Genomic DNA, 23,005 nt, shown 5'->3' with positions numbered 1-23,005 from the left:
TAGCCCACCCGCGATGGGATTTCTGCATTCAATGACCTGCAATACCGCAGGAATCCGGGTCGCCACCGCGGTGCGTTGGCCCCCGATGAGGCTATGTGCGGCGCCCTCGGCTATTACGGCTTGCCCGGCCCGCGCGTCATGCAGTTTTTCAGCGTCGCGCATGGCGTTTCGCATCCGCATCTGAAAGCCTGGCAATCGCGCTGGTAGCTGCTTTGCTGGAGCCGCCCGCCGCCGCCTGGAGTTTTTGCCGCAAAGCCCGCTTGCACCCGAAGGGATCACCGTGTCGGGTCTGGTTTCTCGCGGGCGGCATCCGCATCAGGGCCCTTTGGGGCGCTGTATATGACCGGAACCGCCCCCTGGCAGAAAGCGGTATCGCAGCACTTTCGGGTGGGCAGCGTCAGCGGATCTGGGTCGCCATGGCGTTGGCGCAGCAGGCCGGGGTGCCGAAGCTGCTGGCCCGGCTGAGCCGGCAACGCGGCACGACAGTGGTGATGGTGTTGCATGAGTTGAACCTGGCTGCACCAGGTGGTGGGGGTAGAGGCGGGGCGCATTCATGCCAGCGGCTGCCCGGAACAGGTGCTGACAGAGGAGAATATCCGTGAAATATTCGGCCCCGACAGCCTGGTGATGCCGGATCCGGTCTGCGGCCGCCCGATGATGGTGCCGCGCGGCGCATTCACCCGCACTCCGCCGGAGACGACCCTATGACCGCAACCAAAGATCTGCAGATCACCGCTCTGTTGCCGGTTGCGCCCGAGCTGGCGCTGGACGCCTTTGGGCATCGCGCCGCAGAGGTCGGCTTTGAGGTCATCGCCCGCCCCGACGGCTTGCTGGTGCCTATGGTCGGCGGTGATCTGCATGTCACCCCCTAGGGAGCGGCCGCCCGCATCCGGGTCACCGCCATCGACAGCCTGCATTTGCAGCTTTTGCGCGATTATCTCAGCGAAGAGATGACGGCGGCTGGTCTGCCCCCCGAATGGGAGGGCCATCGCAGTCCCGGTCGCCCTGACAGCCATGCGCTGGCGCGGGTGGTCTCGGTGCGCCAGATCTCGCCTTCCTATTACCGGGTTGAGGTCGGGGGTGCCGAGCTGGCGCGTTTCGCTGTGGGTGGTTTTCATTTCCGCCTGCTTCTGGGCCCCAAAGATGCGCCCTGGCCGATGACCGACAGCAATGGCGTGACCCAATGGCCCGGGGGCCTGGCGGCCTGGCATCGCCCGGTCTATACGACCCGCCTGCTGCAGATCACGCCAGACGGTGCACGGCTTTCCTTCGATGTTTTCATTCATGAGGGCGGGCGGGTGACCGAATGGTGCCGTACCGTTCAGCCGGGCGCTGAAATTGTGCTGGTCGGTCCCTCAGGAACCGGAGGCCGGAGCGGGGCTGCCTGGCAGGGCTTTGTTGGCGATGAAACCGCGCTGCCGATAATCGCCCGTCTGCTGGAGGAATTGCCTGATACCGTCCGGGGGCAGGCGATTCTGGTGGTGCCAACTGCGCAGGATATCCAGCCGCTGAAACACCCGGGCGGCGTGCAACTGACCTGGGTCTTCCGAGAACAGGGTGGCACCCCTGGTTCTGCAATTAATATGTTGAAAATACCTGAAATTGCATCTCAGTCTGCCGCAGAGCATGCTGTGTTTTTTGCCGCCGGAGCCACCGATGCCCCCGATGCCCGCAAGGCATTGCTGGCACATGGACTTACCAAAGCCGGGATCACCGCTGCCGCCTATTGGAGCTGAGCCAGCTGCCATCTGCGGTGATGCCCGATGCCGGTGCTCATCCTGTCTGTTGGGCGGTAGATCCTGTGATGTCCGACAGCGATACGGGCAGCATCTGCTTTTGGTCTGATGGACGATTCCTTCCCTATAGCGCGATTGCGGTTGTCGCATAGCGACCCCGGAGTGGTTTCGCCAAAATCCTGGGTGCCTGCCCCCTGTCGGGACGCATCTCTGAAGGTGATGCGATAAGGCCATTACAAAGCGGGCTTTCACATCTTGCTGTCAGCATTTTCCTGAAGGGCAGAGGGAGGCGAAAACCACTCTTCTGCGAGGTTTCGGATCTGCGCATAGCTGAGCGGTTTTTCCAGCGCGATTGTTACGCCTGCCGCCTCAAGATCACGACATTCGGTGCCAAGCGTCGAGGCGGTGATGCCAATAATGGGCAGAGAACTGTCAGCTTCACGGATCGCGCGCACCACTTCGCATCCTGTCAGGCCAGGCAAAAGCTGATCAATGAGAACCAGATCATACTGACCCTGGCGCCACATCTCCAGGCCCGCCGGTCCGGTTTCAGCCCAGTCGACGCTGTGAAAGATCCGGCTCAGGCGGGTGCGGGTGATCTCGGCCACCATGCGATTGTCTTCTATTAACAGTACCTTGCGATTGAACCAGAGGGCGGGGTTTCCTGCCGCGATGGCCTCGGTGGCATCTGTGGGGGATATATTTTCGGCATCCCGGGCAGGGTGGGTCAGGACAAAATGACTGCCCTGATTGCTGTCGAGAAGTGTCAGCTCGCCCCCGAGCAACCGGATCGCTTTTCGCGCGGTATAAAGGCCCAGCCCCGCATGTCCGTTTCGCCCGCCAATGCCCGCATCGGCCGGACCGGCCTCGAATGGTTCGAAGATGCGGGCCCGCTCATGTTCAGGAATGCCTGTTCCATTGTCTGATACCTGCCAGCTAAGCGATGTTGCGGTGCTGCTGCTGCGGCTGACGATCACGCTGAGTCTGACGACGCTGGCCTTTGAATGGGTGATGGCGTTGTGAAGCAGCTTGGACAATGCGATGAACACCCGACCAAAATCCCCCCGCATCTGCAGTTGGGCCTGATCGGCGTGGCTTGTCTCAAGGGTGATGCCGTATGTGGTTGCTACAGGAGAAAAGACCTCAATCAGCTGGGAAATCAGGTCTGCAGGAGTGAAGTTCTGGTTATGCGCGGGGACAGAGCTGCTGCCGCTATCGGCCCGCAAATCCCCAAGGATGGCGGTAATACGCTCTAGGGTTTGGTCAAAGCCCTCACGTATGTCAGCCCAAAGCGCGCCGCCCCGCAGCTCATCTGCCAGCATAGAGAGAATGGCGACAGGGGTTCGCAATTCATGCGCGGCGAATGACAGTAGCCGTTCTTCACGCAAAATGGCGTCGGACAGCAGCTTTTCAGCCTTTTCTGCGCGTAAGGCGAGCTCTTTCTCATGCGAAAGGCTAAAGAGCGCCAGCCAGGCAAATGGCGGGTTCTTGGCCAGGATATGGGCCTCGAACAGCTGACCGCCGTTGACCTGCCGCCTGATTTCGCTGACCGGCTTCATCTGCAGCTGAATGCGTACCGGCGTGGTTGCCTCATGGGGGGCTTTATGCAGCTCTCGCAGCAGATCAAGCAAACCACTGGCACCATTCTCTTGAAAAACACGGTTAAAGCCTACGGGCGGCCCACGCTCGGCAGAGAAAACCGAACCGTGGGGGAAGTGCACTGTATGCTTTTCGAGATCCAGCTGGATAAGCCAGCTTGTTGAGTTTTTATGATAATTTGCCAAAACCGCAGCGGGGGGATCCCCGGCACGACGCACCAGATTACCGCCGCTGCGCCGACTGGTGCGCATGATGCTGACAGGCAGCGAAATCAGCAATGCGATCAGGCCCGGATCACCCAGGGGATCGACAAAGAGCTGTTGGCACAATGACGGCGCAGACAGAAGCAGCAGCGCGCCTGACAGCAGCAGCGCGGCAAAGCGACGGGCCAGAAAAACTGACATCAGCGAAAGGACCAGAATCACGGTCAGGACAGCGTTTGATGCGCCTGGCGTCTCCGATAGCCGCCCTGCCAGTGAATAGCCTGAGACTGCGCCAATTGTTATTATCAATGGGGTCAGGTCTGCCGGTGCCATTTCCTTGCGATCACCCGCGATTGTGATCCCAAGATTGAAAATGAGCGTAACGGACAGCGAGAAAAAAGCCAGACCAGCTGCAAGAACGATGACCTGCAGTGAAAATGGCGTCATGCTTTCGGTCGTATTGGCAGTTGCGATCAGCCAGAATCCGATGGTCAGAACCGCCAACGAGAAGAGCAAATGGACAGGTCTTATCAGCGCGGTCGAGGTTTCGCTGGACTGCCAGCTGAGCACCTGCCGTACGGCGCTGGACAGCCAGGCCAGAATCGCACCTGCGATCCAGCAAAATGCAAGCATGAAGGGCGAGGGGTGTTCAGCTGAATAGACTGTCTGGATCAGGCTTTCGGTGATGCCGAAACCCGGCAGTAAAACCATGGAAATTACAGAGGCCAGAATGCGAAGCATCCGGACCGGAATATCGTCTGAGGGCAGCAAAATCGTCAGTGTTGCTGTCAGGATCGCTGCGGAAACGGTTGCGCTGATCATGGCAAACACGGGCATAGGTGGGATCGCCGACAGAATTTGTGCTGCGGCGGGCAGAAGGGTCAGGCAAAACAGCGTGACCGCACGCCATGCCTGCGAGGATAAGGCCTGTTCAGTCATAGTGGTTTGCTTCTTTTACAGAGGCAGGGGCCATGGATATCGGCCTCAGTTGGTCATGATCAGACGATAGAAGGACGGCGCAAGCAGCAGGATCAGCAGCGGCGGCACCGTGAAAATCATCGTTCCAAGGGTCATTTTTGTCGGCAGAACATTGGCGCGTTCTTCGATCTGACGCACGCGCCGGTCACGCAGATCGGCGCTGAACACCCGCAGTGTTTGCGCGATAGGCGTTCCCAGATGTCCCGACTGCACGACAATTGTTGCCAGTTGGCGCAAATCGTCATTTTCGGTCTCTGTTGCCAGGCGGTGCCAGGCATCATGGCGCTCGGCGCCGGCGGTCAGAGCCTCATTCAGGGTGGTGAGCTGGGCCGAAAGGTCCGGGTGGACCGGCCTGATTTCTTCCGCCACGCGAAGAAGCGCGAGATCGGTGGTTTGACCAGCCTCGACACAGACCAGCATGAAGTCGAGTGCATCTGGCAAGGCAATTGAAATGCGCTTCATCCAGGCCTTTCGCCTGCGGTCAACGGCCATTGTGGGCAGGAAATAGCCCACCAGGAAGGCTGCAACGAGAACGATGCCCTTTTCTTCGGCCCCGCGCTCTCCGAGAAGGGCCGGAAGGCTGATTGCGATCGCCGCCAGCCCGACCATTATCAGCAACAAGCCGAGGCGAATACGCTGAAAGATGCGCGGCGCATCCGGATGGGTAAAACCGGCCTGGGCCAGCTGTCGCCGCAGTTCGACGGTGTCGCCCGAGGTTGGCTCGCCTGGTTCGGACCTGATCTTTCGCTCAAAAACTCTGTCCGGAGCGCGACTGACCAGGAGCATCGCCATACCAAAGAGTGAGCCGCCGAGGATGAAGCTGCCGAGGAAAAAAAGAGAAGCTGTCAAAATCACCTTCCCGCTGGGCCAAGGTCGAATGTGCTCATTCGACTTTTACCAGCCAATGCATGAACAGGATGTTTAGGGCCAACAATCCTCCTACTGCGCCCAGCATTGGGATGAAGAATGGCTGGCCTGAGATTTCCGAGAAATAGCTGGGGTTTACAGAAAGCAGCATTGCTGTTGCGCCAAGGGGAAAAAAGGACAGGAAGCGCCCCGACCATTTTGCCTCTGAGGTAATCGAGCGGACTTTGCGGCGCAGTTGTTGGCGTCCGCGCTCGATATTGGCGAGACGTTCGAGGATCTCGGCGAGGTTGCCGCCGGTGGTGGACTGAATGGCGACGGCCGCCGCGAAAAAGCTGAGGCCCTGGCTGCCGGTGCGGTTTGCCATGTCGCGCAATGCGCCAACGGGCTCCTGGCCGTAGCTGATTCTGGCCGAAGTGTCTGAAAACTCTTCGGCGATGGGGCCGATCAGCTCGCGTCCGGCCGCCTGCACGGCTGTTCCGACCGGCAGGCCGATTTTGAGAGAGCGCACGATCAGATCCATCGCTTCGGGCAGAGCTTCTTCGATGGCGGCGGCCCGGCGGCGGCGCAACCGGCGGGCCTGGATGATCCAGCCAATCAGCGAAAGAATCAGGCCGCAGGCTATTCCCGTGGCGACGCCCAGGCTCGCCAGCAGATGCAGCATAAGCGTGGTTGTGGTCGTGATGCCGAGAAAGAGGACCACGGTTACCCTGCGCGGCACGATCCCGTCATCAGAGCCCGGAACGGGCAGCAGGCCAAGCCATCCCCGGCCTGCCGCGTCACGGCGCAGGGCGATAGCCTCTTCTTCGTCAGGCGAGCCACTTTCCGGGCGAATCTCGCCTGTAAAGCGCCGCACGATCAGGTCGACGCGGTTTTGCGCGGCAACGCGCGACATCAGAAAAATCGCTGCAAGAACAAAGGTGAAGCCCAGGGTGACAATCAGGCCAAAGACGACAGAAAGTGCCATGGTCAGCCCCCGAACAGGTCAGGTGGCAGGTTGATGCCCCAGCGGCGGAACCTGTCTGACCAGGCTGATCGGACGCCGGTTCCGCCAAACTGTCCCTCAACCCTGCCATCGGGGGTGATGCCGGTGTGTTCGTAGAAAAACAGCTCTTGCATGGTCAGGATTTCACCCTCGCATCCGGTGACTTCGGTGATCGACGTCACCTTACGGCTGCCATCCTGAAGACGGTTGACCTGCACGATCAGGTTCACGGCACTGGCCACCTGGCGGCGCAGCGCCCCAAGCGGGATCTCAATGCCGGACATTGCGACCATATTTTCCAGCCTGCTGGTGGCATCCCGGGCCGAATTGGCGTGGATCGTGGTCATTGATCCGTCATGGCCGGTGTTCATTGCCTGAAGCATGTCAATCACCTCATCGCCCCGCGTCTCACCGACGATGATCCGGTCCGGGCGCATGCGCAGCGCGTTGCGCAGGCAGTCGCGCTGCGTGATGGCCCCCTTGCCCTCAATATTTGCGGGGCGGCTTTCCATGCGTCCGACGTGGGACTGCTGCAGCTGCAGTTCTGCGGTGTCCTCGACCGTGATGATCCGCTCGCGTTTGCCGATAAAGGCCGAAAGCGCGTTCATCAGGGTGGTCTTGCCAGAGCCGGTTCCGCCCGAGATGACAATGTTCAGCCGGCAGGCGACGGCGGCGCGCAGATAGATTGCCATCCTGTCGCTCATGGCGCCGAGAAAGGTCAGCTGATCAAGGCTAAGCTTGTCTTTGCGAAACTTGCGGATCGAAACCAGCGTGCCATCCAGGGCGATAGGGGCAATAACGGCGTTCAGGCGAGAGCCGTCAGGCAGACGCGAATCGACATAAGGGGTTGATTCATCAAGCCTTCTTCCCGCCATTCCAACGATTTTCTGCAGGATCCTTCGAAGATGGGCCTCATCCTGGAAATGTACGTCGGTCAGCTCGAGCAAGCCGCCCTGTTCGACGAACACCTGGTCAGGGCCATTGATCAGAATGTCAGAGACGGTCTCATCATTGATGAGGATCTCAAGCGGCCCCAGCCCCATCACCTCATAGTACAGCTCTTCGACCAGGCCATCGCGCTCCGCCCCGCTGACGGCGACGCTTTGGGACGGGATCACCGTCTTAAGCACGGCTGCAATCTCGGCCTTGATCTCGGCCTCGCTTGCCTGAAAGAGGGCGGAGAGGTTCAGGATTTCAAGCAGTTGATGGTGGGCCTGCTGGCGGATATCGGCCAGTTTGCGGCGGCGCTGGCGCGCGGTTGTAACCTCTGATGAGGGGGGCTCTTCGGGATGGGCGGGCAGCAGGGCGGGCAATGCGGCCTCAGCTGCGGGCGAAAAATCAGACAGTTTGCTCTGACGGAATTTATCGAACATCACAGGGCCCCCGCTTCGGTCGCAGTGCGGCGGATCTGAATGCGGCTTTGCAGCAGCTCAACAAGGCCGAGAAGATCTGCGGTCAGAGGATTGCCAGGCGCGGCGCGACGCAGCGGGATACCAGAGTTGCAGGCATTGACGATGGCCAGCCCGCCATCGCTGAACTGTCTGAAAAACGGCGTGCCGAGCCCTTTTTCAAAGCCCGAACGCGCCGCAAGCCATTCGGGGTCCGGCCGTGCGGGAACCTGGTTCAGCAGGTGAAACATCCGCCCCTCTGCCAGGCGTTCGGCGCGCAGCAAGGCCAGCAATCGGGACATGTTCTGCGCAGAACGCACATCATTGCGGCTGATCGTGAAAATCAGCTCTGCCTCTGTCCAGGCGGCCCCGCTCCAGTCGGTGATGATATGGGGCAGGTCGATCAGGATCAGATCGGCGCTGCTGCGGGCATGCGAAAGAATGCGCCGCAGATCGTGTTCGGATATGCCATCGATGGGCAGGATCTCAGCCGGGGCGGGGAAAACGCGCAGATGCTCGTTTGCTTTGATCAGGCAGGACTGGAAAGAATCGTGATCAAGGGTTGAGAGCTGGCGATAGGCGTCTGTAACCCGCGAGTTTGTCGGTAGATCAAGGTAAGTGCCAATACTGCCGAACTGAAGGTTCAGATCGATCAGGCAGACTTCAGGGGCGTCGGGCAGAAGCGCCAGCTCAGTGGCGAGGTTTACGGCCAGAGTGCTGGCCCCGACCCCGCCTGCTACGGGTTGGATTGCCAGGACACGGCAAGGCGTGTTCGGCAGGCTGATCGCTTTCGCTGGCCTGGAAGCCATGGCGGCAGCCCCCGGCGTTTGCTTCCTGATGCGGGCAAAAAGGCGGGCCACAGAACCTGTATTGGGTGGGGCTGTCCCATCGGCGTTCTCGGTTGCCACTCCTGGCTGGTCGGGTGCGGCCTCCAGGGGTGAGGCTGCCCGGGGATGGGCGAATGGTGGGCCATACTGGATCTGCAGCCCCGGAAGCTGCGGCAGTGAAAGCCGCGCCCCAGGAGGCAACAGGACCGTAATCGTATCACTGCGGGCGACCGCCGCCTGCAACACCCCCGTCACCAGTTTTGGCGAGGCCGATTTTGCCGTGTCTGGCGCCAGAATGAGCTGGTCATATCGCTCATTCAGCTGAGAGAAATGCGCCATCGCTTCGGACAGGCCAAGATCTGTTCGAATTGCATTCGCCGGAAGCGTTACCAGCCATGCAGACATACGCATCAGCGCGTCAAAGCCGTCGCATATGGCGCAAATCCGCATGGGTGCGTCAGGCGCGGCCGGGGTATCACCCTGTCCTGGTGGGTCATCGGTCAGCATGGCACCTCCAGCTGGGATCTGGCACCGCCGCGCACAATCGCGGTCTGGCAGCGCGGGCGGCCCGCTGCCGCGATCGGACCGTCAGAGGGGCTGTCGCGCAGGACCAAAGGCAGGCGGGCAAGATCGCCCGGGCCGATCACGATCTGCTCTTCTTCCAGGCTGAGCTTTCGGGTCGCGGGCAGAATGCTGAACTGGCCAGAGGCCGAGGCTTCAACCACCCGCATCGCGTCCTGGGCCGCACCTTCCAGCATCAGCTTATCGGCCAGCGGGCCATCGCCGCTGGTGATCGGCAAAGAAAGGATGCGCAGTGCCGAGCCGATCATCCTCGTCTCAGTCGTGCCGCCCCCGGTGTTGCGGGTCCATAAAAGGTCAACCGGATCGCCGGGTTTCAGCTTTTCGATAAAATCCTGCAGATTTTGTGCTTTGATTGCGATGGCGCGGGCGTCGCCCGACAGGATGAAGCCGTAGTCCGTACCGCCCGTAGCGGTGGCAATGTCGCCACGCATCACCAGCGCCCCCTGACGCAGGGCGGCAAGAGCGATGAAACCAGCCTCGTCGTCAGGCAAATCCTGCAATATATTGTCGGGCAGATAGCTGCCCGGCATTTTCACCTGCTGAAAATCGGCGGCGGTCAGCACGCTGCCCGGCGTAAGATCGCGGGCCGGAACCGGAACAAGGACCGTTTCGCCAAAGGCACGCAGACTGACCCTTGCAACCGCCAGCTCGGCCTCAAGAGCGCGGGAATACTGAAAAGTGCCGAACCCGGCCACCACCGAAAGCAGCACACCAAGCAGGGTAAGCATGAGGATTTTAAGCTTCATAATCTCTCCTGCCGTCAGGGATGGGCTTCGGGATCGACAGCCACCTCGCTGCCGATATCGTTCACCGCATCGGAAATGACGCTCTGAAGAGAGTTGGTGACCTGCTGCGCCCCGCCCGCGCTGATCCAGACGCCCAGAATTGTGGCGATGGCTGCGGCAATAGCGCTGAGGACCAGCCAGTCCTCACGTCCTGTGCCGGCCTCATGCCAGATAAAGCGGTGAATCGAGTCCATTCCCTGCAGCCTCTGCCTGAATATCGGGCCGAGTCTGCACCGCAGAGCGTTTAGAATGGGTTTATGCGGCAGCGCCTGCGAAAATTTGCGCGGCTATGCGGGCCAGATCGGCCGCCCTGGGGGCTCAGAGCCCTTGCAGCTCGGCGATGACGGCGCGGGCCGCGGCCGCCGGATCGGCGCTGGCCCAGATCGGGCGGCCAACCACGATGTGATCGGCGCCGTCGCGGATTGCGGCCGCGGGCGTGGCGATGCGTTTCTGATCACCGCTCGCGGCCCCTGCCGGGCGCACGCCGGGGGTGACGATCAGCTTGCCCGCCGCCTCGGGCAGGGCGCGGATCTGCGCGGCCTCTTGCGGCGAGGCGATGACGCCATCCGCACCCGCAGCCAGCGCGCGCTGTGCCCGCTCGACGGTGATTTCGTGAATATCGCCGGGGCGGATCATATTGGCGTCAAGATCGGCGCGGTCCAGCGAGGTCAGCACGGTCACCGCCAGGATCTTCAGATCGGTGCCCGATTTCCCCTCTGCCGCCGCCCGCACCACCTGCGGATCGCCATGCACGGTCAGGAAATCAAGGCCCATCCCGGCGATCCCCCTGACCGCATTCTCAACCGTCTGACCGATGTCGAAAAGTTTCAGGTCCAGGAAAACCCGCTTGTCGCGCTCATTCTTCAGCTCAAGCGCCAGCGCCATGCCGCCGCCCGTCAGCATGCCAAGCCCCACTTTATAGAAGCTGGCGGCATCGCCCAGGCGGTCGGCCAGCGCCAGACCCGCGACCACATTCGGCACATCCATAGCGACGATAAGGCGGTCATCCATCGGGGGCACTCCGGGCTGAAAGGGCGGTTTCGCCTCAAGTGTCATGGCAGGCGCGGTTTGACAAGAGAAAGGCAGGCCCTGTTAAGCGCTTGTTCACCCGGAGCGGTTTCATTGACAGACAGGGTTAATGGCGCGACTTTGAGGAAAATACGCGAAGGCAGTTTTATGGAAATCACGATTACGGTCGAGCGCCCCGAAGAGGGGCCCGGCTCTGGCCCGATCCAGGTGGGCTGGTTCCTGACGAAAGACAAGAATGCGGTGCTTTACGACCCGCCTGAGCGGGTGATCTTTCGCCAGCAAAACAAAACCCATGCGAAAAGCGCGGCGCGCTGCCCTGGCGTGATCCAGCTGGAAAGTCGGTATTTCATGGTGAAATGCCCCTTTGATCTGCAGATCGGCTTTGGTCGCGACAAAGACGGGCGGCCCGTGCTGATCAATCGGCTGGGCACCGCCAGCCCGGTGCGGGGCAATAAGCTTAATGAGCTGCTGACCCTGGTGAATGAGGCCGAGTGGCGCTATCCCGACCGCCCGACGATCCAGCTTTCGCTGCCCTACTGCTTTATCGCCGATGAGCTGGTCTATCTGACCCAGCTTTCGCCCTTCATGCATTATCGCCCCGACCCGCTGCCGGGCACGATTTTCGGCGGGCGGTTCCCGATTTCGGTCTGGCCGCGCCCGCTGATGTGGGCCTTTGAATGGCATGAGCCGCAGAAAGATATCATTCTGCGCCGGGGCGAGCCGCTTTTTTATGTGCAATTTGAGGGAATGGATCCTTCGCGCACGGTTCAGGTGCTGGCGGCCGAGCGCACGGCAGAGCTGGACACCTATATCGACCAGATCGGCGGTGCGGTGAATTACGTCAACCAGACCTTTGGCCTCTTCAAAGCGGCCGAGGCGCTGCGCCCGAAAAAACTGCTGACCCCGAAAGCGCGTGAGTGATCTCGATCCTTGAGACCATCACGCCGGATGGTGCGGTGACCACGGTGCTGCGCCATCAGGGGCGTGTCGGGCAAGAGCGGATCGAGGCGCCAAACTGGTGGCCGGGCGTCGGGTTTCTGGTTAATTCCGGCGGGCATCTGTGGCGGGTGCCACAGGATGGGCGCGGGCTGACCAGGGTCAGCACCGGGCTGGCGGGGCGCTGCAACAATGATCATGGTCTGACAGGCGACGGTCGCATTTTGTTTGGCAGCCATTATCAGGGGCAGGGCGCCCGGATCTATGCAATCCCCGAGGCCGGGATCGCGCCCGATGCGCATCCTGAGGAAATATCGTCAGCCGCGCCGAGCTGGTGGCACGGGCTGTCGCCTGATGGTCTGACCATGGTGTATCCGGCGGTGCGGGGCTCAGATCGCCAGGTTGATATATTTTGCCGTGCCTTGTCTGGTGGCGCAGAGCATCGCCTGACCGAAGCCGCAGGCCATAATGATGGCCCGGATTTCAGCCATGATGGCGGGCGAATTTATTGGAACAGTGACCGATCAGGCCATGCGCAGATCTGGGTGATGGATGCCGATGGCGGCAATCAGCGCCAGCTGTTCTGCGATGACAGGGTGAACTGGTTCCCGCACCCCTCGCCTTGCGGGCGCTGGCTGTGCTGGCTGTCCTATCCGCCGGGAACCCAGGGGCACCCGGCCGATCTGCCGGTGCGGCTGATGATTTCCGACCCTGAGGGGCAGGAGCGGCGCATTTTACGCGAATTTATCGGCGGTCAGGGCACGATCAACGTGCCGTCCTGGGCCCCGGATGGACATGCTTTCGCCTATATCCGCTATGAGTTGTAACCCCGTTCAGGCGGTGGTCAGGCTGACCTGGTCCCGATCCTGGTCATCGGCCAGCGGCGGCACATAAAGCGCCCCCAGATCCAGCCAGGGGGCCAGGCGCTGCGGATCAGCCCAGACCGAGACGTGGATCTCTGGCGGGCCATTGGTTGCCAGATGCTCGGGCGTCAGGACGACGATGCGCAGCCGCAACAAAAGCCCCTCGATCAGCGCGGGCGAAAGGATCCGCTCGGCCACAGGGCCCAGATGGCCAATATAACCCATGCGACGGGTCGGAAAAATGCCCAGCACCCGCTGGCGGATTACGGCGAAGATTCCCACCCGCCCATCGGGCAACAGGCGTGCCTCGGCCAGATCGCCCATGCCGATTCCGGCCTTGCCGATATGGATGACGATCCCCTCAACAGGCACCTGTGGTAAAATCGCTTCGAGTCGCTCGCTCATGTTCTTGTCCTTTTTGCGGGCGACTGTGCCCATGCCAAAGCCCCAGGAACAAGCGCCGTGGCCGCCCCTGCACGCATGAGGGGAGAAACCCGCCGAAGAGGCCTGTTCATGTCGGCGGAAATCGGCCCCCTGGTGGGATTTCTCGCGGGATCTCTCTCGGGGCCGATTGATCGGAAAAATTTCGCAGATCGCCCCGGCGAATGGCTTGAACCCAGCCCCGTGCCGCCCCAGATTATCTGGCGAAGGCCATAGGCGGGCGTGCCTTTTCAGGGCGACCGCAGGGAATGGCGCTTATGAAAAGGAGAGACCGATGAACATTGAAAAGTTCACGGAGCGGTCGCGCGGTTTTATCCAGTCGGCCCAGACCATTGCCATGCGCGAAGAGCACCAGCGCGTGCTGCCCGACCATCTGCTGAAAGCCCTGATGGATGATGACCAGGGGCTTGCCGCGAACCTGATCCGCCGTGCCGGGGGCAGCCCTGAGCGTGTCAATGAGGCGGTGAATGCCGCGATTGAGAAACTGCCCAAAGTCTCGGGCGGGGACGGCCAGACCTATATCGACCCCCAGCTTGTCCGCGTCCTGGATGAGGCCGAAGCGGTTGCCAAAAAGGCAGGCGACAGCTTTGTTCCGGTCGAGCGGATGCTGACCGCGCTTGCCCTGGTCAATACCCGGGCCAAAGATGCGCTGACCGCAGGCGCGGTGACGGCCCAGGGGCTGAACGCTGCGATCAATGACATCCGTAAGGGCCGCACGGCTGACAGCGCCTCGGCCGAGGATACGATGGAAGCGTTAAGCAAATATGCCCGCGACCTGACCGAGGCTGCGCGGGATGGCAAGATCGACCCTATCATCGGCCGCGATGAAGAAATTCGCCGCGCCATGCAGGTTCTGTCGCGCCGCACCAAAAACAACCCCGTGCTGATCGGCGAGCCTGGCGTCGGTAAAACCGCCATTGCCGAAGGGCTGGCCCTGCGCATCGTCGATGGCGATGTGCCCGAATCGCTGCGCAACAAAAAGCTGATGTCGCTGGATATGGGTGCGCTGATTGCGGGTGCGAAATATCGCGGTGAATTTGAGGAACGGCTGAAAGCCATCCTGAAAGAGATCGAATCTGCCGCCGGAGAGATCATCCTCTTCATCGACGAGCTGCATGTGCTGGTTGGCGCCGGGAAAACCGATGGCGCGATGGACGCTGCAAACCTGATCAAGCCCGCGCTTGCCCGGGGCGAGCTGCATTGCGTCGGCGCGACCACGCTGGACGAATATCGCAAATATATCGAGAAAGACGCAGCCTTGGCGCGGCGTTTCCAGCCGGTGATGGTCTCTGAGCCGACGGTCGAGGACACAATCTCGATCCTGCGCGGTATCAAAGAGAAATATGAGCTGCATCACGGGGTGAAGATCTCGGATTCGGCCCTGGTTGCGGCTGCGCAGCTGTCACAACGCTATATCACCGACCGTTTCCTGCCCGATAAGGCGATTGACCTCGTCGATGAGGCCGCCAGCCGTCTGCGGATGGAGGTGGACAGCAAACCCGAGGAGCTCGACGCGCTGGATCGCCAGATCCTGCAGCTGACCATCGAATCCGAGGCGCTGAAGAAAGAGGATGATGCGGCCTCGAAAGACCGGCTGGAAAAGCTGGAACTGGAGCTGGCCAATCTGAAAGACCACTCGGCCGAGCTGACTGCGAAATGGCAGGCAGAGCGCGACAATCTGAACAAGGCGCGTGACCTCAAGGAACAGCTTGACCGCGCCCGTGCCGAACTGGACCAGGCCAAGCGCGAAAGCAATTTCGGCCGCGCCGGTGAGCTGCAATATGGCACCATCCCAGAGCTGGAAAAGCAGCTGGGTGAGGCCGAGGGCCGTGAGGGGGAGGCTTTGGTCTCTGAATCGGTGCGGCCCGAGCAGATCGCCGAGGTGGTTGAGCGCTGGACGGGCATCCCGACCACGAAAATGCTTGAGGGCGAGAAGGAAAAGCTGCTGAAGATGGAGGATGAGCTGGGCAAGCGGGTCATCGGCCAGCGTCAGGCGGTGGAAGCTGTCTCGAAGGCCGTGCGCCGGGCGCGGGCCGGGCTGTCGGATGAGAATAAGCCGCTGGGCTCGTTCCTCTTCCTTGGCCCGACCGGGGTTGGCAAAACCGAGCTGACCAAGGCGCTGGCGGAATACCTCTTTGATGACGACTCGGCGATGGTGCGCATCGATATGTCGGAATTCATGGAGAAACATTCCGTGGCGCGGCTGATCGGTGCCCCTCCGGGCTATGTCGGTTATGATGAGGGCGGCGTTCTGACCGAGGCTGTCCGGCGCAGGCCCTATCAGGTTGTGCTGTTCGATGAGGTCGAAAAGGCCCATCCGGATGTGTTCAACGTGCTGTTGCAGGTGCTTGATGACGGGCGGCTGACCGATGGCCAGGGGCGTGTGGTTGATTTCAAGCAGACGCTGATCATCCTGACCTCGAACCTCGGCGCGCGGGCTTTGTCAGAGCTGCCGGATGGCGCGGATACCTCGGGTGCAAAAGCCGAAGTGATGGAGGCGGTGCGGGCCCATTTCCGCCCCGAATTCCTGAACCGTCTGGATGAGATGATCATCTTTGACCGCCTGGGCCGCGCCGATATGTCTGGCATTGTCGGCATCCAGCTGAAGCGGCTGGAAAAACGTCTGGCAGATCGCAAGATCACGCTGGAACTGGATGACAAGGCGAAGGAATGGCTTGCCGAAGAGGGCTATGATCCGGTTTTCGGGGCCCGTCCGCTGAAACGGGTGATCCAGCGTCAGCTGCAGGATCCGCTGGCAGAGATGCTTCTGGGTGGCGAGATCCTGGATGGGGCTGTGGTTCATGTCTCGGCAACCGATGAGGGGCTGCAGATTGAGGATCGCCTGGTCGCCTCAAACCGGCCGCGCCCCAGTGAGGCCGCAATACACTGATCGGAAAGGGCGGGGCATGGTCCCCGCCCTTTTCATTTGGGCCGCTGAAATCACCCGCGCAGGATCAGGCGAAGCCGCTCAAAACTGCCGCGCACCTCGCCGGATGGGGACATCTCGGCGAGGAACGCATCCAGTTTTGGCCAGATGCGGATGGCGCGGTCGATCAGCGGGTCGCTGCCAGAGACATATAGCCCGGCATGGATCATCATCTCGGTCTGGTCGTAGGTTGAAAGCAGCTTGCGGGCATCGGTGATGACCTCATTCTCGTCCTCGGTCGCGGCACCGGGCAGGCTGCGCGAGACCGAGCGCAAAAGATCAACCGCCGGATAGCGCCCCCGCTCGGCGATGGTGCGGCTAAGGACGACGTGGCCGTCGATGGTGCCGCGAATGATGTCGGCGATGGGCTCTTCCATATCCGAGCCCGCGACCAGCACCGAAAAGATCGCGGTAATATCGCCAACCCCGTCTGCGCCAGGCCCCGCCCGCTCGCAAAGCGACATCAGCGCATGTGAGGTTGAGGGCGGGTAGCCGCGCAGCGATGCGGCCTCACCTGCGGCCAGTGCAACCTCACGATGCGCCTCGGCAAAGCGGGTGACCGAGTCGATCAGAAGCAGCACATGCTTGCCCTGATCCCGGAAATGCTCGGCCACGGTCATCGCCGACAGCAGGCACCGCCGCCGCATCAGCGGCGACTGATCCGAGGTCGCGGTGACAACGACAGAGCGCGCCATCCCCTCGGGCCCCAGCACTTTATCGGTGAATTCGCGCAATTCGCGCCCGCGTTCGCCCACCAGGGCGATCACGACGACATCCGCCTGCACGCCCCGCGCCAGCCGCGCCAGCAGCGAGGATTTCCCCACGCCAGAGCCCGCAAACAGCCCGACCCGCTGCCCCCGAACCAGCGGCAGCAGCGTGTCAAATACCGCCACCCCGGTTGAAAGCCGTGCCCCAAAGCCGCGCCGATGCGCCGGGTCAGGCGGGCTTGCGGTCAAAGGCCGCCGCTTTGGCCCGCAAAGCAGCGGCCGGGCATCCAGCGGCCGCCCAAGCGGATCAACGATGCGGCCCAGCCAGGACACATCCGGTGCAAGGTTGATCTTGCCCAGCAGCGAAACCCGCGTTCCGACGGCGATTCCATCCGTGTCGCCCTCTGGCAGGATTGTGGCCCCGGTCTCTGATATGCTGACAATCTCGCCGCCCATGGTTTCGTCGTCGATCAGCACACGATCCCCCGGTGTCGCGCCATGCAACCCTTTGACAACCATGGACCCTGACGAGATTTCGGCGATCCGGCCCATTTCGCGCACCGCCCCGATCGTCGCCAGTTCTGCGAGAAGTGATTCAAATTCTAATGTCATCTGCCGATCCTTTGTCACCCAATTACGGTTTCTAAAGGAATCACCCTTAAACCTTGGTGAAGCAGATGACGGAATGCCGAACCACAAGGGAGAATCCCAATGTTCGCAAAACTGGAATTGACCAGGATGTCGCAGAATTTGGCGGCTTATTCTGGGGCACGTATGGATGTGATTGCCCGCAATGTCGCCAATGCCGATACGCCGGGCTATCGCGCCAGGGATTTGGAATCCTTTTCTGAAAGCTATGGCAGCGACAGCACTATGCGCGCCACCAGGGCAAAGCATCTGGGCGCAGCCCCCGGGGCCGCGCTGCCAGAGATGCGTATGTCTGGCGGGGCAGAGGCGCCGAACGGCAATGATGTCTCGATTGAGATGGAAATGGTCAAATCCGCCTCTGCCCGGCAGGATCATGAGATGGCGCTGGCGATCTATCGGGCGACATCCGGGGTGATCCGCGCATCACTCGGCAGAAACAGCTGAGGCCAGGTTATATGAATGATCTTGGCAACTCGCTTGCGGCCTCTGCCTCGGGGATGGAGGCGCAGGCCAACCGGATCCGCTATGTGTCCGAGAATATCGCAAATGCGGATACGCCTGGATACCGGCGCAAACTGATCAGCTTTGAGCAGGTCATGGATGGTGCCACCGTGCGCTCTGGCAAGGTCCGGCTCGATCAGCAGGAATTGCCGGAAATATACAGTCCGGGCCACCCGATGGCCAATGAGGCTGGTTATTACAAAGGTTCGAACGTCGATCTGATGATCGAAATTGCAGACGCCCGTGAGGCGCAACGCAGCTATGACGCAAATGTCAGACTCTTCGATCAGGCACGGCAGATGATGCAAAGCCTGTTTGAAGTTCTACGCCGCTAGGAGATTCCAGAATGGATTTGAATACATCCTTTGCCGCAGCCAATTACGCGCAGGCCAGAACGGCCGCAGCGCCGGGCGCCGGCAGCGGTCTGAATTTTTCCAGCGTTGTGGGTGAATTCACCGATACGCTGATGCGCCACGAAATCACCTCGCGTCAGGCCATGGCGGGAGAGGCAAGTCCGCACGCACTTGTCGAGGCGCTTTCATCGTCGCAGCTGGCGGTCGAAACGGTTGCCACCGTGCGCGACAAGGTTGTCGAGGCCTATCAGGAGATCCTGAGGATGCCTGTATGACCGATGCCGCCTTTTTTGATGCATTGCGGCATGCCCTTTGGGTCGGGGTGAAGATCTCGGCGCCAATCCTGATCGTTGCTCTGGTGACGGGGGTGGTGATCGGTCTCTTTCAGGCCCTGACATCCGTTCAGGAAATGACGCTGACCTTTGTGCCAAAACTGGCGGCAATGCTTTGTGCCTTCTGGCTTTCGATGGGCTTCATGACAGGTGCCCTTACATCGCTTTACGGGGATTACATCATTCCTCTGATCGAGGGGGGCTGACATGGATTCAGCAGGTTATGTCGCACTCAGCCGTCAATCTGGCCTGATGCGCGAAATGCAGATCGTTGCGAACAATGTGGCCAATATCTCAACGACCGGATTCCGGCGTGAAGGGCTGGTATTCGCGGAACATGTGACCCGGCTGAACCAGGAGCCGTCGCTCTCGCTCAGTCATGGCAATGCCAGGATCGCCGATCTCACACAGGCGGGAATCTCCATGACCGGGGGGGCGTTTGACCTGGCCATTCAGGGCGATGGCTTCTTCTTGGTCATGACGCCAGAGGGTGAAAGGCTGACCCGGGCCGGCAATTTCACCCCATCAGCCGAGGGAGAGCTGGTTACGCCAGAGGGCTATCAGCTTCTTGATGCAGGCGGGGCGCCGGTCTTTGTGCCCCCCGGGGCTGCGGTCGCAATCGGTGAGGATGGCACGATTTCCGCCGATGGTGCGGCGGTCGGTCAGGTCGGTCTGTGGCAGCCGGTTGACCCGCTGTCACTGCGCCACCGCTCGGGCACCCTGTTTGACGGGGGCATGGTCGAGCCGGCTGAGACCGGCCGGATCATGCAGGGATTTCTTGAAGAGAGCAACGTTAACCCGGTTGTCGAGATCGCCCGGATGATAGAGGTGCAGCGCACCTATGAACTCGGTCAGAAATTTCTCGACGCAGAGGACAACCGCGTCCGCAACGTCATTCAGACCCTTGGTCAATAGGTCATAGCATGAAAGCACTTCACATCGCGGCTACTGGCATGACTGCGCAGCAGATAAAGGTCGATGTCGTCTCGAACAACCTCGCGAATATGTCGACAAATGGCTACAACGCCAGGAGGGCCGATTTTGCCGACCTTCACTATCAGCAATATAGTCGGCCAGGCACGGTTTCCGCCAGCGACGGAACGATGTTGCCCACCGGCGTTCAGGTAGGTCTGGGCGTGCGGCCATCATCGGTATCGGTGGTGCTGCAGCAAGGATCGCTTTCGATGACCAATGGCGATCTCGACGTTGCCATCGACGGCAATGGCTATCTTGAGGTCGAACTTCCCGCCGGCATGTCTGCCTATACGCGGGACGGTGCCCTGAAGCGTTCGGCCGATGGTCTGATTGTCACATCTGATGGCTACCCGGTGGTGCCTGGCGTCACCATACCGCCCGAGGCGCGCTCGATTGCGATCAATCCTGAGGGCGAGGTCTGGGCCTATTTTTCGGATCGCGTTCAGCCGGAACTTCTGGGCCAGTTTACCCTGACTGACTTCACCAACGAAAAGGGCCTCGAGGCGATTGGCTCGAACCTCTTTCTTGAAACTGCCGCGTCCGGGCCGCCGATTGTCAACGATCCTGGCACCGACGGGCTGGGCACGCTTAGGCAGGGCTATCTTGAGGAAAGTTCTGTAGACGCCGTGCGTGAAATCACCGAACTCATCAAAGCGCAGCGCGGGTATGAACTGAATGCGAAAGTCATCACTGCCGCCGATCAGATGCTCGGCGCAACGACGCAGCTGCGCTGATGTGGAAGCTTCTTTTCCTGTTGCTCTCTGCCGATGCTGCATTTGCTGACAGTGTTGTAGCAGCCCGGCACCTGCCCGCACAAACGCTGATCGCGCCTGGGGATCTGACGGTGATTGATGGAAGGATCCCCGATGCCCTTGCCGATGCCAGCCAGGCAGTTGGCCTTGAGACCCGGGTTGCAATTTATGCAGGCCGTCCGGTTCGGCCTGTCGATATCGGCCCGCCAGCATTGGTCGAGCGAAACGCTATCGTTGCCCTGGAATATCGCGCGGGTGGCCTGGTGATCCGGGCCGAGGGCAGGGCACTGGCCCGGGGCAGCGCTGGAGAGATGATCCGCGTGATGAATCTGGGCTCGAAAACAACGGTTACCGGCCGCATCGGGGGCGATGGGCTGATCCAGGTCGGAGGAATGCCATGAAGCGCAGCGTCTGTATATTATCGGGATTTGCACTGTCTGCCTGCAGCGGTCTGTCACAGGTTGGAAAGGCGCCGGACTTCAGCCCTTTGGAGGGCAGCTATCAGCATCACGCGATCTATTCGACACCGATGCCCAGAAATGCAGATCCTTCCGGGTTGCCCTACGATTCATCGCTCTGGAATGCAGGTTCGGAATCGCTTCTGGGCGACCGTCGCGCCGCGCAGCGGGGTGACATTTTAACCGTCGTTATCGAAATAGACGACAGCGCACAGATCACAAATTCCAGCGGGCGCTCTCGCAGCGGATCACAAAGCATGGGAATTCCCCAGTTTTTCGGGATCCCACAACGTATCGATCGAAATCTTCCTGATGGCGCAGACATGGCAAGCGCGGTCGATACCAGCTCATCCTCTACCTTCTCGGGCAGTGGAGACGTCACGCGATCCGAGCAATTGACCCTGCGCATCGCTGCCACCGTGGTCGAGCAACTGGCAAACGGCGTGCTGCGCATCGAAGGGCAGTAAGAGGTGCGGGTTAATAATGAACTGCGTGAGTTGATCGTCACCGGATATGTCAGGCCGACAGACATCTCGCGGCAAAATGAGATTACATATGACAAAATCGCAGGAGCACGAATTTCCTACGGCGGCAGAGGGCAGATCTCGGATGTGCAGCAGCCACGTTACGGCCAACAGATCACCGATATAGTATTGCCGTTCTGACGATGAAAAAACTTCTGATCCCTATTCTGTTAATGATCGCCGGGCTCGCCGCGGGCGGTGGGGCGGGCTTCTACCTGCGACCTCAGACATCCGACGCGATGGAAGAAGAAGCCAGGCCGAAAGCCGCTGAGCCGGACCTGACACAGGTTGAGTACGTAGCCCTGAGCAATCAGTTCGTGATTCCAGTACTGGAGGGCGGCAGAATTGTATCTGTTGTGGCCACCTCGCTCAGTATCGAGGTCCCGACAGGCAAATCAGACATTGTAAGGGCGCGCGAGCCAAGGCTGCAGGATGCATTCCTGCGCGTCCTGTTCGACCACGCGAACTCGGGTGGGTTCCGTGGGTCCTTTACCGACTCTACGAACTTGCTACCGCTACGCCGGGCCCTGGTTGAGCAGGCCAGGCAGGTCCTGGATGATGTGGCCAGCGATGTCCTGATCACTGAGATTGTCAGGCAGGACAACCAATAGCTGTCAGTCAGTGGCGTTGTTGCTGCAGAAGGTGAGCTGCAGTCGGCGCTTCGAATAGAAAACCTGAGCGCAGATGTGACAGAGAAGAAGCCAATCAGCAGGGTCAACAGAGGCTCCCCTACGGCTCTGATGACAGGCCGCAGCGTTGCAGTGGTGTCGCCGCGACGTGGCGCCGGGGCTGCAAAGAGCTTGCAACACAGTCGCATTCAGCAGTGGACCGCATTTTCGCTTCCGTTTCGCTAGGCAGATCTCCGACTGATCTAAGCTGAGAGCTGCGCCTTCTGATCGGTTGCGATGCTGTCTAAGCAGTCTATGGCTTGCGGGCCCCTCAATGGGCAGTGTGTCGCGTACCCCCCACGCTCAATCCTGGCTGAACAAGCTCCCCTTTTTGAGTTTTGCTTTCTGAGGCAGTTTGGACAACGGGCGCTGGAGCAGAGATGTGAGTGTTGCGCAGCGTCCGCCCAAAGCGATCGCCCCTGTCCGGCTTCCAGGGAAAGCACGGTACCATGCCCAGACGACAGGCCGACGCTGTGTTGTGCCCGGATCTTCAGCGAAGCCGGGCCACGCAGCGGGTTGTCCCTGTATATATAATGAGGCGTTTGCGGGGAGGTTCTGCTCCTGTCGGATTATGCCTGACATCGTCCGGGCCTTTTGCTTCGGCAATGTCCATGCGCTTCGCGTGTCATCGCGCCTGGCAGAGCACAGGGAAGAAGAGGGGATGTGCCGCGATTCTGTCCCTAGTTGCTTGAGCCTGGGCGCTTCTCCTGGCGCTTTGGGGACGAATCTCTGGGAATCGGCTGTTTGATTCTGGATTTGTGGTGCTTGATTCTGGGTGGTTATCCCCATTTTGGGTTCTGCCCTGGGGATAAGTCTGGTTTTGGATTGAGCATGTGTTTGCGTGGCGGCCTTATTTTATTGGCGTCTGACAAAAAAACGTCATGAAGTTCATTTTTTCCCTTGCGGGTTCTGTCTGCGGGGCCTAGATACCGCCTCACCGAAACG

The 23,005-nt window shown here is 60.6% G+C and carries 23 protein-coding genes and 1 pseudogene; 14 read left to right on the top strand and 10 right to left on the bottom strand.

The window, feature by feature from the left end; all coding sequences use genetic code 11:
- Positions 1 to 704 precede the first annotated feature (704 nt).
- The gene (locus tag HOY34_RS17395) at positions 705 to 872 is read left to right on the top strand and encodes a hypothetical protein (protein WP_172365187.1); all 168 of its coding nucleotides are present in this window, start codon (positions 705 to 707) and stop codon (positions 870 to 872) included.
- A 45-nt stretch (positions 873 to 917) separates the two neighbouring features.
- Complete coding sequence (locus HOY34_RS17390) at positions 918 to 1,736, top strand: siderophore-interacting protein (protein ID WP_172365185.1); 819 nt, start codon at positions 918 to 920, stop codon at positions 1,734 to 1,736.
- A gap of 248 nt (positions 1,737 to 1,984) precedes the next feature.
- Here the strand turns inward: HOY34_RS17390 and HOY34_RS17385 are convergent, their stop codons facing one another.
- The 8 genes from HOY34_RS17385 to pyrF form a co-directional block, all read right to left on the bottom strand.
- Complete coding sequence (locus HOY34_RS17385) at positions 1,985 to 4,477, bottom strand: ATP-binding response regulator (RefSeq protein ID WP_172365183.1); 2,493 nt, start codon at positions 4,475 to 4,477, stop codon at positions 1,985 to 1,987.
- 45 nt (positions 4,478 to 4,522) lie between these two features.
- Positions 4,523 to 5,365 (bottom strand): type II secretion system F family protein, encoded by an 843-nt coding sequence (locus HOY34_RS17380; RefSeq protein ID WP_172365181.1) that lies wholly within the window; start codon positions 5,363 to 5,365, stop codon positions 4,523 to 4,525.
- Between the two features lie 34 nt (positions 5,366 to 5,399).
- Entirely contained in the window at positions 5,400 to 6,347 is a 948-nt protein-coding gene (locus HOY34_RS17375; protein ID WP_172365179.1) for a type II secretion system F family protein, read from the bottom strand.
- Positions 6,348 to 6,349: 2 nt separating this feature from the next.
- Complete coding sequence (locus tag HOY34_RS17370) at positions 6,350 to 7,738, bottom strand: TadA family conjugal transfer-associated ATPase (protein WP_172365177.1); 1,389 nt, start codon at positions 7,736 to 7,738, stop codon at positions 6,350 to 6,352.
- Positions 7,738 to 8,562: a CpaE/TadZ family protein gene (locus HOY34_RS17365; protein ID WP_172365175.1), complete on the bottom strand. Its 825-nt coding sequence runs from the start codon at positions 8,560 to 8,562 to the stop codon at positions 7,738 to 7,740. Before HOY34_RS17365 ends, HOY34_RS17370 begins: the two co-directional genes overlap by 1 nt.
- A gap of 518 nt (positions 8,563 to 9,080) precedes the next feature.
- Positions 9,081 to 9,908 carry a CpaB family protein gene (locus HOY34_RS17360; RefSeq protein WP_172365174.1) on the bottom strand — a complete coding sequence of 276 codons (828 nt, stop codon included), beginning with the start codon at positions 9,906 to 9,908 and terminating at the stop codon, positions 9,081 to 9,083.
- 14 nt (positions 9,909 to 9,922) lie between these two features.
- Positions 9,923 to 10,141: a hypothetical protein gene (locus HOY34_RS17355; RefSeq protein WP_172365172.1), complete on the bottom strand. Its 219-nt coding sequence runs from the start codon at positions 10,139 to 10,141 to the stop codon at positions 9,923 to 9,925.
- A 124-nt stretch (positions 10,142 to 10,265) separates the two neighbouring features.
- Positions 10,266 to 10,958 (bottom strand): orotidine-5'-phosphate decarboxylase, encoded by a 693-nt coding sequence (pyrF, locus tag HOY34_RS17350; RefSeq protein WP_172365170.1) that lies wholly within the window; start codon positions 10,956 to 10,958, stop codon positions 10,266 to 10,268.
- 165 nt (positions 10,959 to 11,123) lie between these two features.
- Here pyrF and HOY34_RS17345 point away from each other — a divergent pair, with 165 nt between their 5' ends.
- Together HOY34_RS17345 and HOY34_RS17340 are read left to right on the top strand one after the other, a co-directional pair.
- The gene (locus HOY34_RS17345) at positions 11,124 to 11,897 is read left to right on the top strand and encodes a hypothetical protein (RefSeq protein WP_172365168.1); all 774 of its coding nucleotides are present in this window, start codon (positions 11,124 to 11,126) and stop codon (positions 11,895 to 11,897) included.
- Entirely contained in the window at positions 11,894 to 12,739 is an 846-nt protein-coding gene (locus HOY34_RS17340; protein ID WP_172365166.1) for a TolB family protein, read from the top strand. The genes HOY34_RS17345 and HOY34_RS17340 overlap by 4 nt, the downstream gene beginning before the upstream one ends.
- Before the next feature lie 6 nt (positions 12,740 to 12,745).
- Here the strand turns inward: HOY34_RS17340 and HOY34_RS17335 are convergent, their stop codons facing one another.
- The gene (locus tag HOY34_RS17335; protein WP_172365164.1) at positions 12,746 to 13,180 is read right to left on the bottom strand and encodes a hypothetical protein; all 435 of its coding nucleotides are present in this window, start codon (positions 13,178 to 13,180) and stop codon (positions 12,746 to 12,748) included.
- 310 nt (positions 13,181 to 13,490) lie between these two features.
- On the opposite strand from HOY34_RS17335, the gene clpB reads away from it, so the two are divergent.
- Complete coding sequence (gene clpB / locus HOY34_RS17330) at positions 13,491 to 16,106, top strand: ATP-dependent chaperone ClpB (RefSeq protein ID WP_172365162.1); 2,616 nt, start codon at positions 13,491 to 13,493, stop codon at positions 16,104 to 16,106.
- Positions 16,107 to 16,156: 50 nt separating this feature from the next.
- Here the strand turns inward: clpB and HOY34_RS17325 are convergent, their stop codons facing one another.
- Complete coding sequence (locus HOY34_RS17325) at positions 16,157 to 17,461, bottom strand: FliI/YscN family ATPase (protein WP_172365160.1); 1,305 nt, start codon at positions 17,459 to 17,461, stop codon at positions 16,157 to 16,159.
- A gap of 99 nt (positions 17,462 to 17,560) precedes the next feature.
- Here HOY34_RS17325 and HOY34_RS17320 point away from each other — a divergent pair, with 99 nt between their 5' ends.
- The 9 genes and pseudogenes from HOY34_RS17320 to HOY34_RS17280 all read left to right on the top strand — a co-directional run bounded on the left by HOY34_RS17320 (position 17,561) and on the right by HOY34_RS17280 (position 22,003).
- Positions 17,561 to 17,941 (top strand): FlgB family protein, encoded by a 381-nt coding sequence (locus HOY34_RS17320; RefSeq protein WP_172365158.1) that lies wholly within the window; start codon positions 17,561 to 17,563, stop codon positions 17,939 to 17,941.
- Positions 17,942 to 17,952: 11 nt separating this feature from the next.
- A complete protein-coding gene (gene flgC / locus HOY34_RS17315; protein ID WP_172365156.1) occupies positions 17,953 to 18,333 on the top strand; it encodes a flagellar basal body rod protein FlgC in 381 nt (126 codons plus the stop codon).
- Between the two features lie 11 nt (positions 18,334 to 18,344).
- On the top strand, positions 18,345 to 18,626 hold the full coding sequence (gene fliE, locus HOY34_RS17310; RefSeq protein ID WP_172365154.1) for a flagellar hook-basal body complex protein FliE: 282 nt from the start codon (positions 18,345 to 18,347) through the stop codon (positions 18,624 to 18,626).
- The gene (locus tag HOY34_RS17305; RefSeq protein ID WP_172365152.1) at positions 18,623 to 18,889 is read left to right on the top strand and encodes a flagellar biosynthetic protein FliQ; all 267 of its coding nucleotides are present in this window, start codon (positions 18,623 to 18,625) and stop codon (positions 18,887 to 18,889) included. Before fliE ends, HOY34_RS17305 begins: the two co-directional genes overlap by 4 nt.
- 1 nt (position 18,890) lies before the next feature.
- Complete coding sequence (locus HOY34_RS17300) at positions 18,891 to 19,598, top strand: flagellar hook-basal body complex protein (protein WP_172365150.1); 708 nt, start codon at positions 18,891 to 18,893, stop codon at positions 19,596 to 19,598.
- Between the two features lie 8 nt (positions 19,599 to 19,606).
- Positions 19,607 to 20,392 carry a flagellar basal-body rod protein FlgG gene (gene flgG, locus HOY34_RS17295; RefSeq protein WP_172365148.1) on the top strand — a complete coding sequence of 262 codons (786 nt, stop codon included), beginning with the start codon at positions 19,607 to 19,609 and terminating at the stop codon, positions 20,390 to 20,392.
- Positions 20,392 to 20,811, top strand: a complete 420-nt coding sequence (flgA, locus tag HOY34_RS17290) for a flagellar basal body P-ring formation chaperone FlgA (protein WP_172365146.1) — start codon at positions 20,392 to 20,394, stop codon at positions 20,809 to 20,811. Before flgG ends, flgA begins: the two co-directional genes overlap by 1 nt.
- Positions 20,808 to 21,533: pseudogene (gene flgH, locus HOY34_RS17285) on the top strand (flagellar basal body L-ring protein FlgH). Before flgA ends, flgH begins: the two are co-directional and overlap by 4 nt.
- A gap of 2 nt (positions 21,534 to 21,535) precedes the next feature.
- A complete protein-coding gene (locus HOY34_RS17280; RefSeq protein WP_172365144.1) occupies positions 21,536 to 22,003 on the top strand; it encodes a flagellar basal body-associated FliL family protein in 468 nt (155 codons plus the stop codon).
- Positions 22,004 to 23,005 lie beyond the last annotated feature (1,002 nt).

The sequence above is a fragment of the Pseudogemmobacter hezensis genome (assembly GCF_013155295.1).
Lineage (GTDB): Bacteria > Pseudomonadota > Alphaproteobacteria > Rhodobacterales > Rhodobacteraceae > Pseudogemmobacter > Pseudogemmobacter hezensis.
The sequence above is the reverse complement of the archived record's forward strand: the minus strand, read 5'-3'. Positions and strand labels throughout refer to the sequence as shown.

What these genes read in the sequence shown, in the direction of transcription:
- HOY34_RS17370 (WP_172365177.1), bottom strand. Translation starts at nt 7,738, where the DNA reads ATGTTCGATAAATTCCGTCAGAGCAAACTGTCTGATTTTTCGCCCGCA.
- HOY34_RS17395 (WP_172365187.1), top strand. Translation starts at nt 705, where the DNA reads ATGACCGCAACCAAAGATCTGCAGATCACCGCTCTGTTGCCGGTTGCG.
- HOY34_RS17360 (WP_172365174.1), bottom strand. Translation starts at nt 9,908, where the DNA reads ATGAAGCTTAAAATCCTCATGCTTACCCTGCTTGGTGTGCTGCTTTCG.
- HOY34_RS17300 (WP_172365150.1), top strand. Translation starts at nt 18,891, where the DNA reads ATGGATTCAGCAGGTTATGTCGCACTCAGCCGTCAATCTGGCCTGATG.
- HOY34_RS17320 (WP_172365158.1), top strand. Translation starts at nt 17,561, where the DNA reads ATGTTCGCAAAACTGGAATTGACCAGGATGTCGCAGAATTTGGCGGCT.
- pyrF (WP_172365170.1), bottom strand. Translation starts at nt 10,958, where the DNA reads ATGGATGACCGCCTTATCGTCGCTATGGATGTGCCGAATGTGGTCGCG.
- flgG (WP_172365148.1), top strand. Translation starts at nt 19,607, where the DNA reads ATGAAAGCACTTCACATCGCGGCTACTGGCATGACTGCGCAGCAGATA.
- HOY34_RS17345 (WP_172365168.1), top strand. Translation starts at nt 11,124, where the DNA reads ATGGAAATCACGATTACGGTCGAGCGCCCCGAAGAGGGGCCCGGCTCT.
- flgC (WP_172365156.1), top strand. Translation starts at nt 17,953, where the DNA reads ATGAATGATCTTGGCAACTCGCTTGCGGCCTCTGCCTCGGGGATGGAG.
- flgA (WP_172365146.1), top strand. Translation starts at nt 20,392, where the DNA reads ATGTGGAAGCTTCTTTTCCTGTTGCTCTCTGCCGATGCTGCATTTGCT.
- HOY34_RS17365 (WP_172365175.1), bottom strand. Translation starts at nt 8,562, where the DNA reads ATGGCTTCCAGGCCAGCGAAAGCGATCAGCCTGCCGAACACGCCTTGC.
- HOY34_RS17375 (WP_172365179.1), bottom strand. Translation starts at nt 6,347, where the DNA reads ATGGCACTTTCTGTCGTCTTTGGCCTGATTGTCACCCTGGGCTTCACC.
- HOY34_RS17325 (WP_172365160.1), bottom strand. Translation starts at nt 17,461, where the DNA reads ATGACATTAGAATTTGAATCACTTCTCGCAGAACTGGCGACGATCGGG.
- HOY34_RS17305 (WP_172365152.1), top strand. Translation starts at nt 18,623, where the DNA reads ATGACCGATGCCGCCTTTTTTGATGCATTGCGGCATGCCCTTTGGGTC.
- HOY34_RS17355 (WP_172365172.1), bottom strand. Translation starts at nt 10,141, where the DNA reads ATGGACTCGATTCACCGCTTTATCTGGCATGAGGCCGGCACAGGACGT.
- HOY34_RS17280 (WP_172365144.1), top strand. Translation starts at nt 21,536, where the DNA reads ATGAAAAAACTTCTGATCCCTATTCTGTTAATGATCGCCGGGCTCGCC.
- HOY34_RS17335 (WP_172365164.1), bottom strand. Translation starts at nt 13,180, where the DNA reads ATGAGCGAGCGACTCGAAGCGATTTTACCACAGGTGCCTGTTGAGGGG.
- clpB (WP_172365162.1), top strand. Translation starts at nt 13,491, where the DNA reads ATGAACATTGAAAAGTTCACGGAGCGGTCGCGCGGTTTTATCCAGTCG.
- HOY34_RS17385 (WP_172365183.1), bottom strand. Translation starts at nt 4,477, where the DNA reads ATGACTGAACAGGCCTTATCCTCGCAGGCATGGCGTGCGGTCACGCTG.
- fliE (WP_172365154.1), top strand. Translation starts at nt 18,345, where the DNA reads ATGGATTTGAATACATCCTTTGCCGCAGCCAATTACGCGCAGGCCAGA.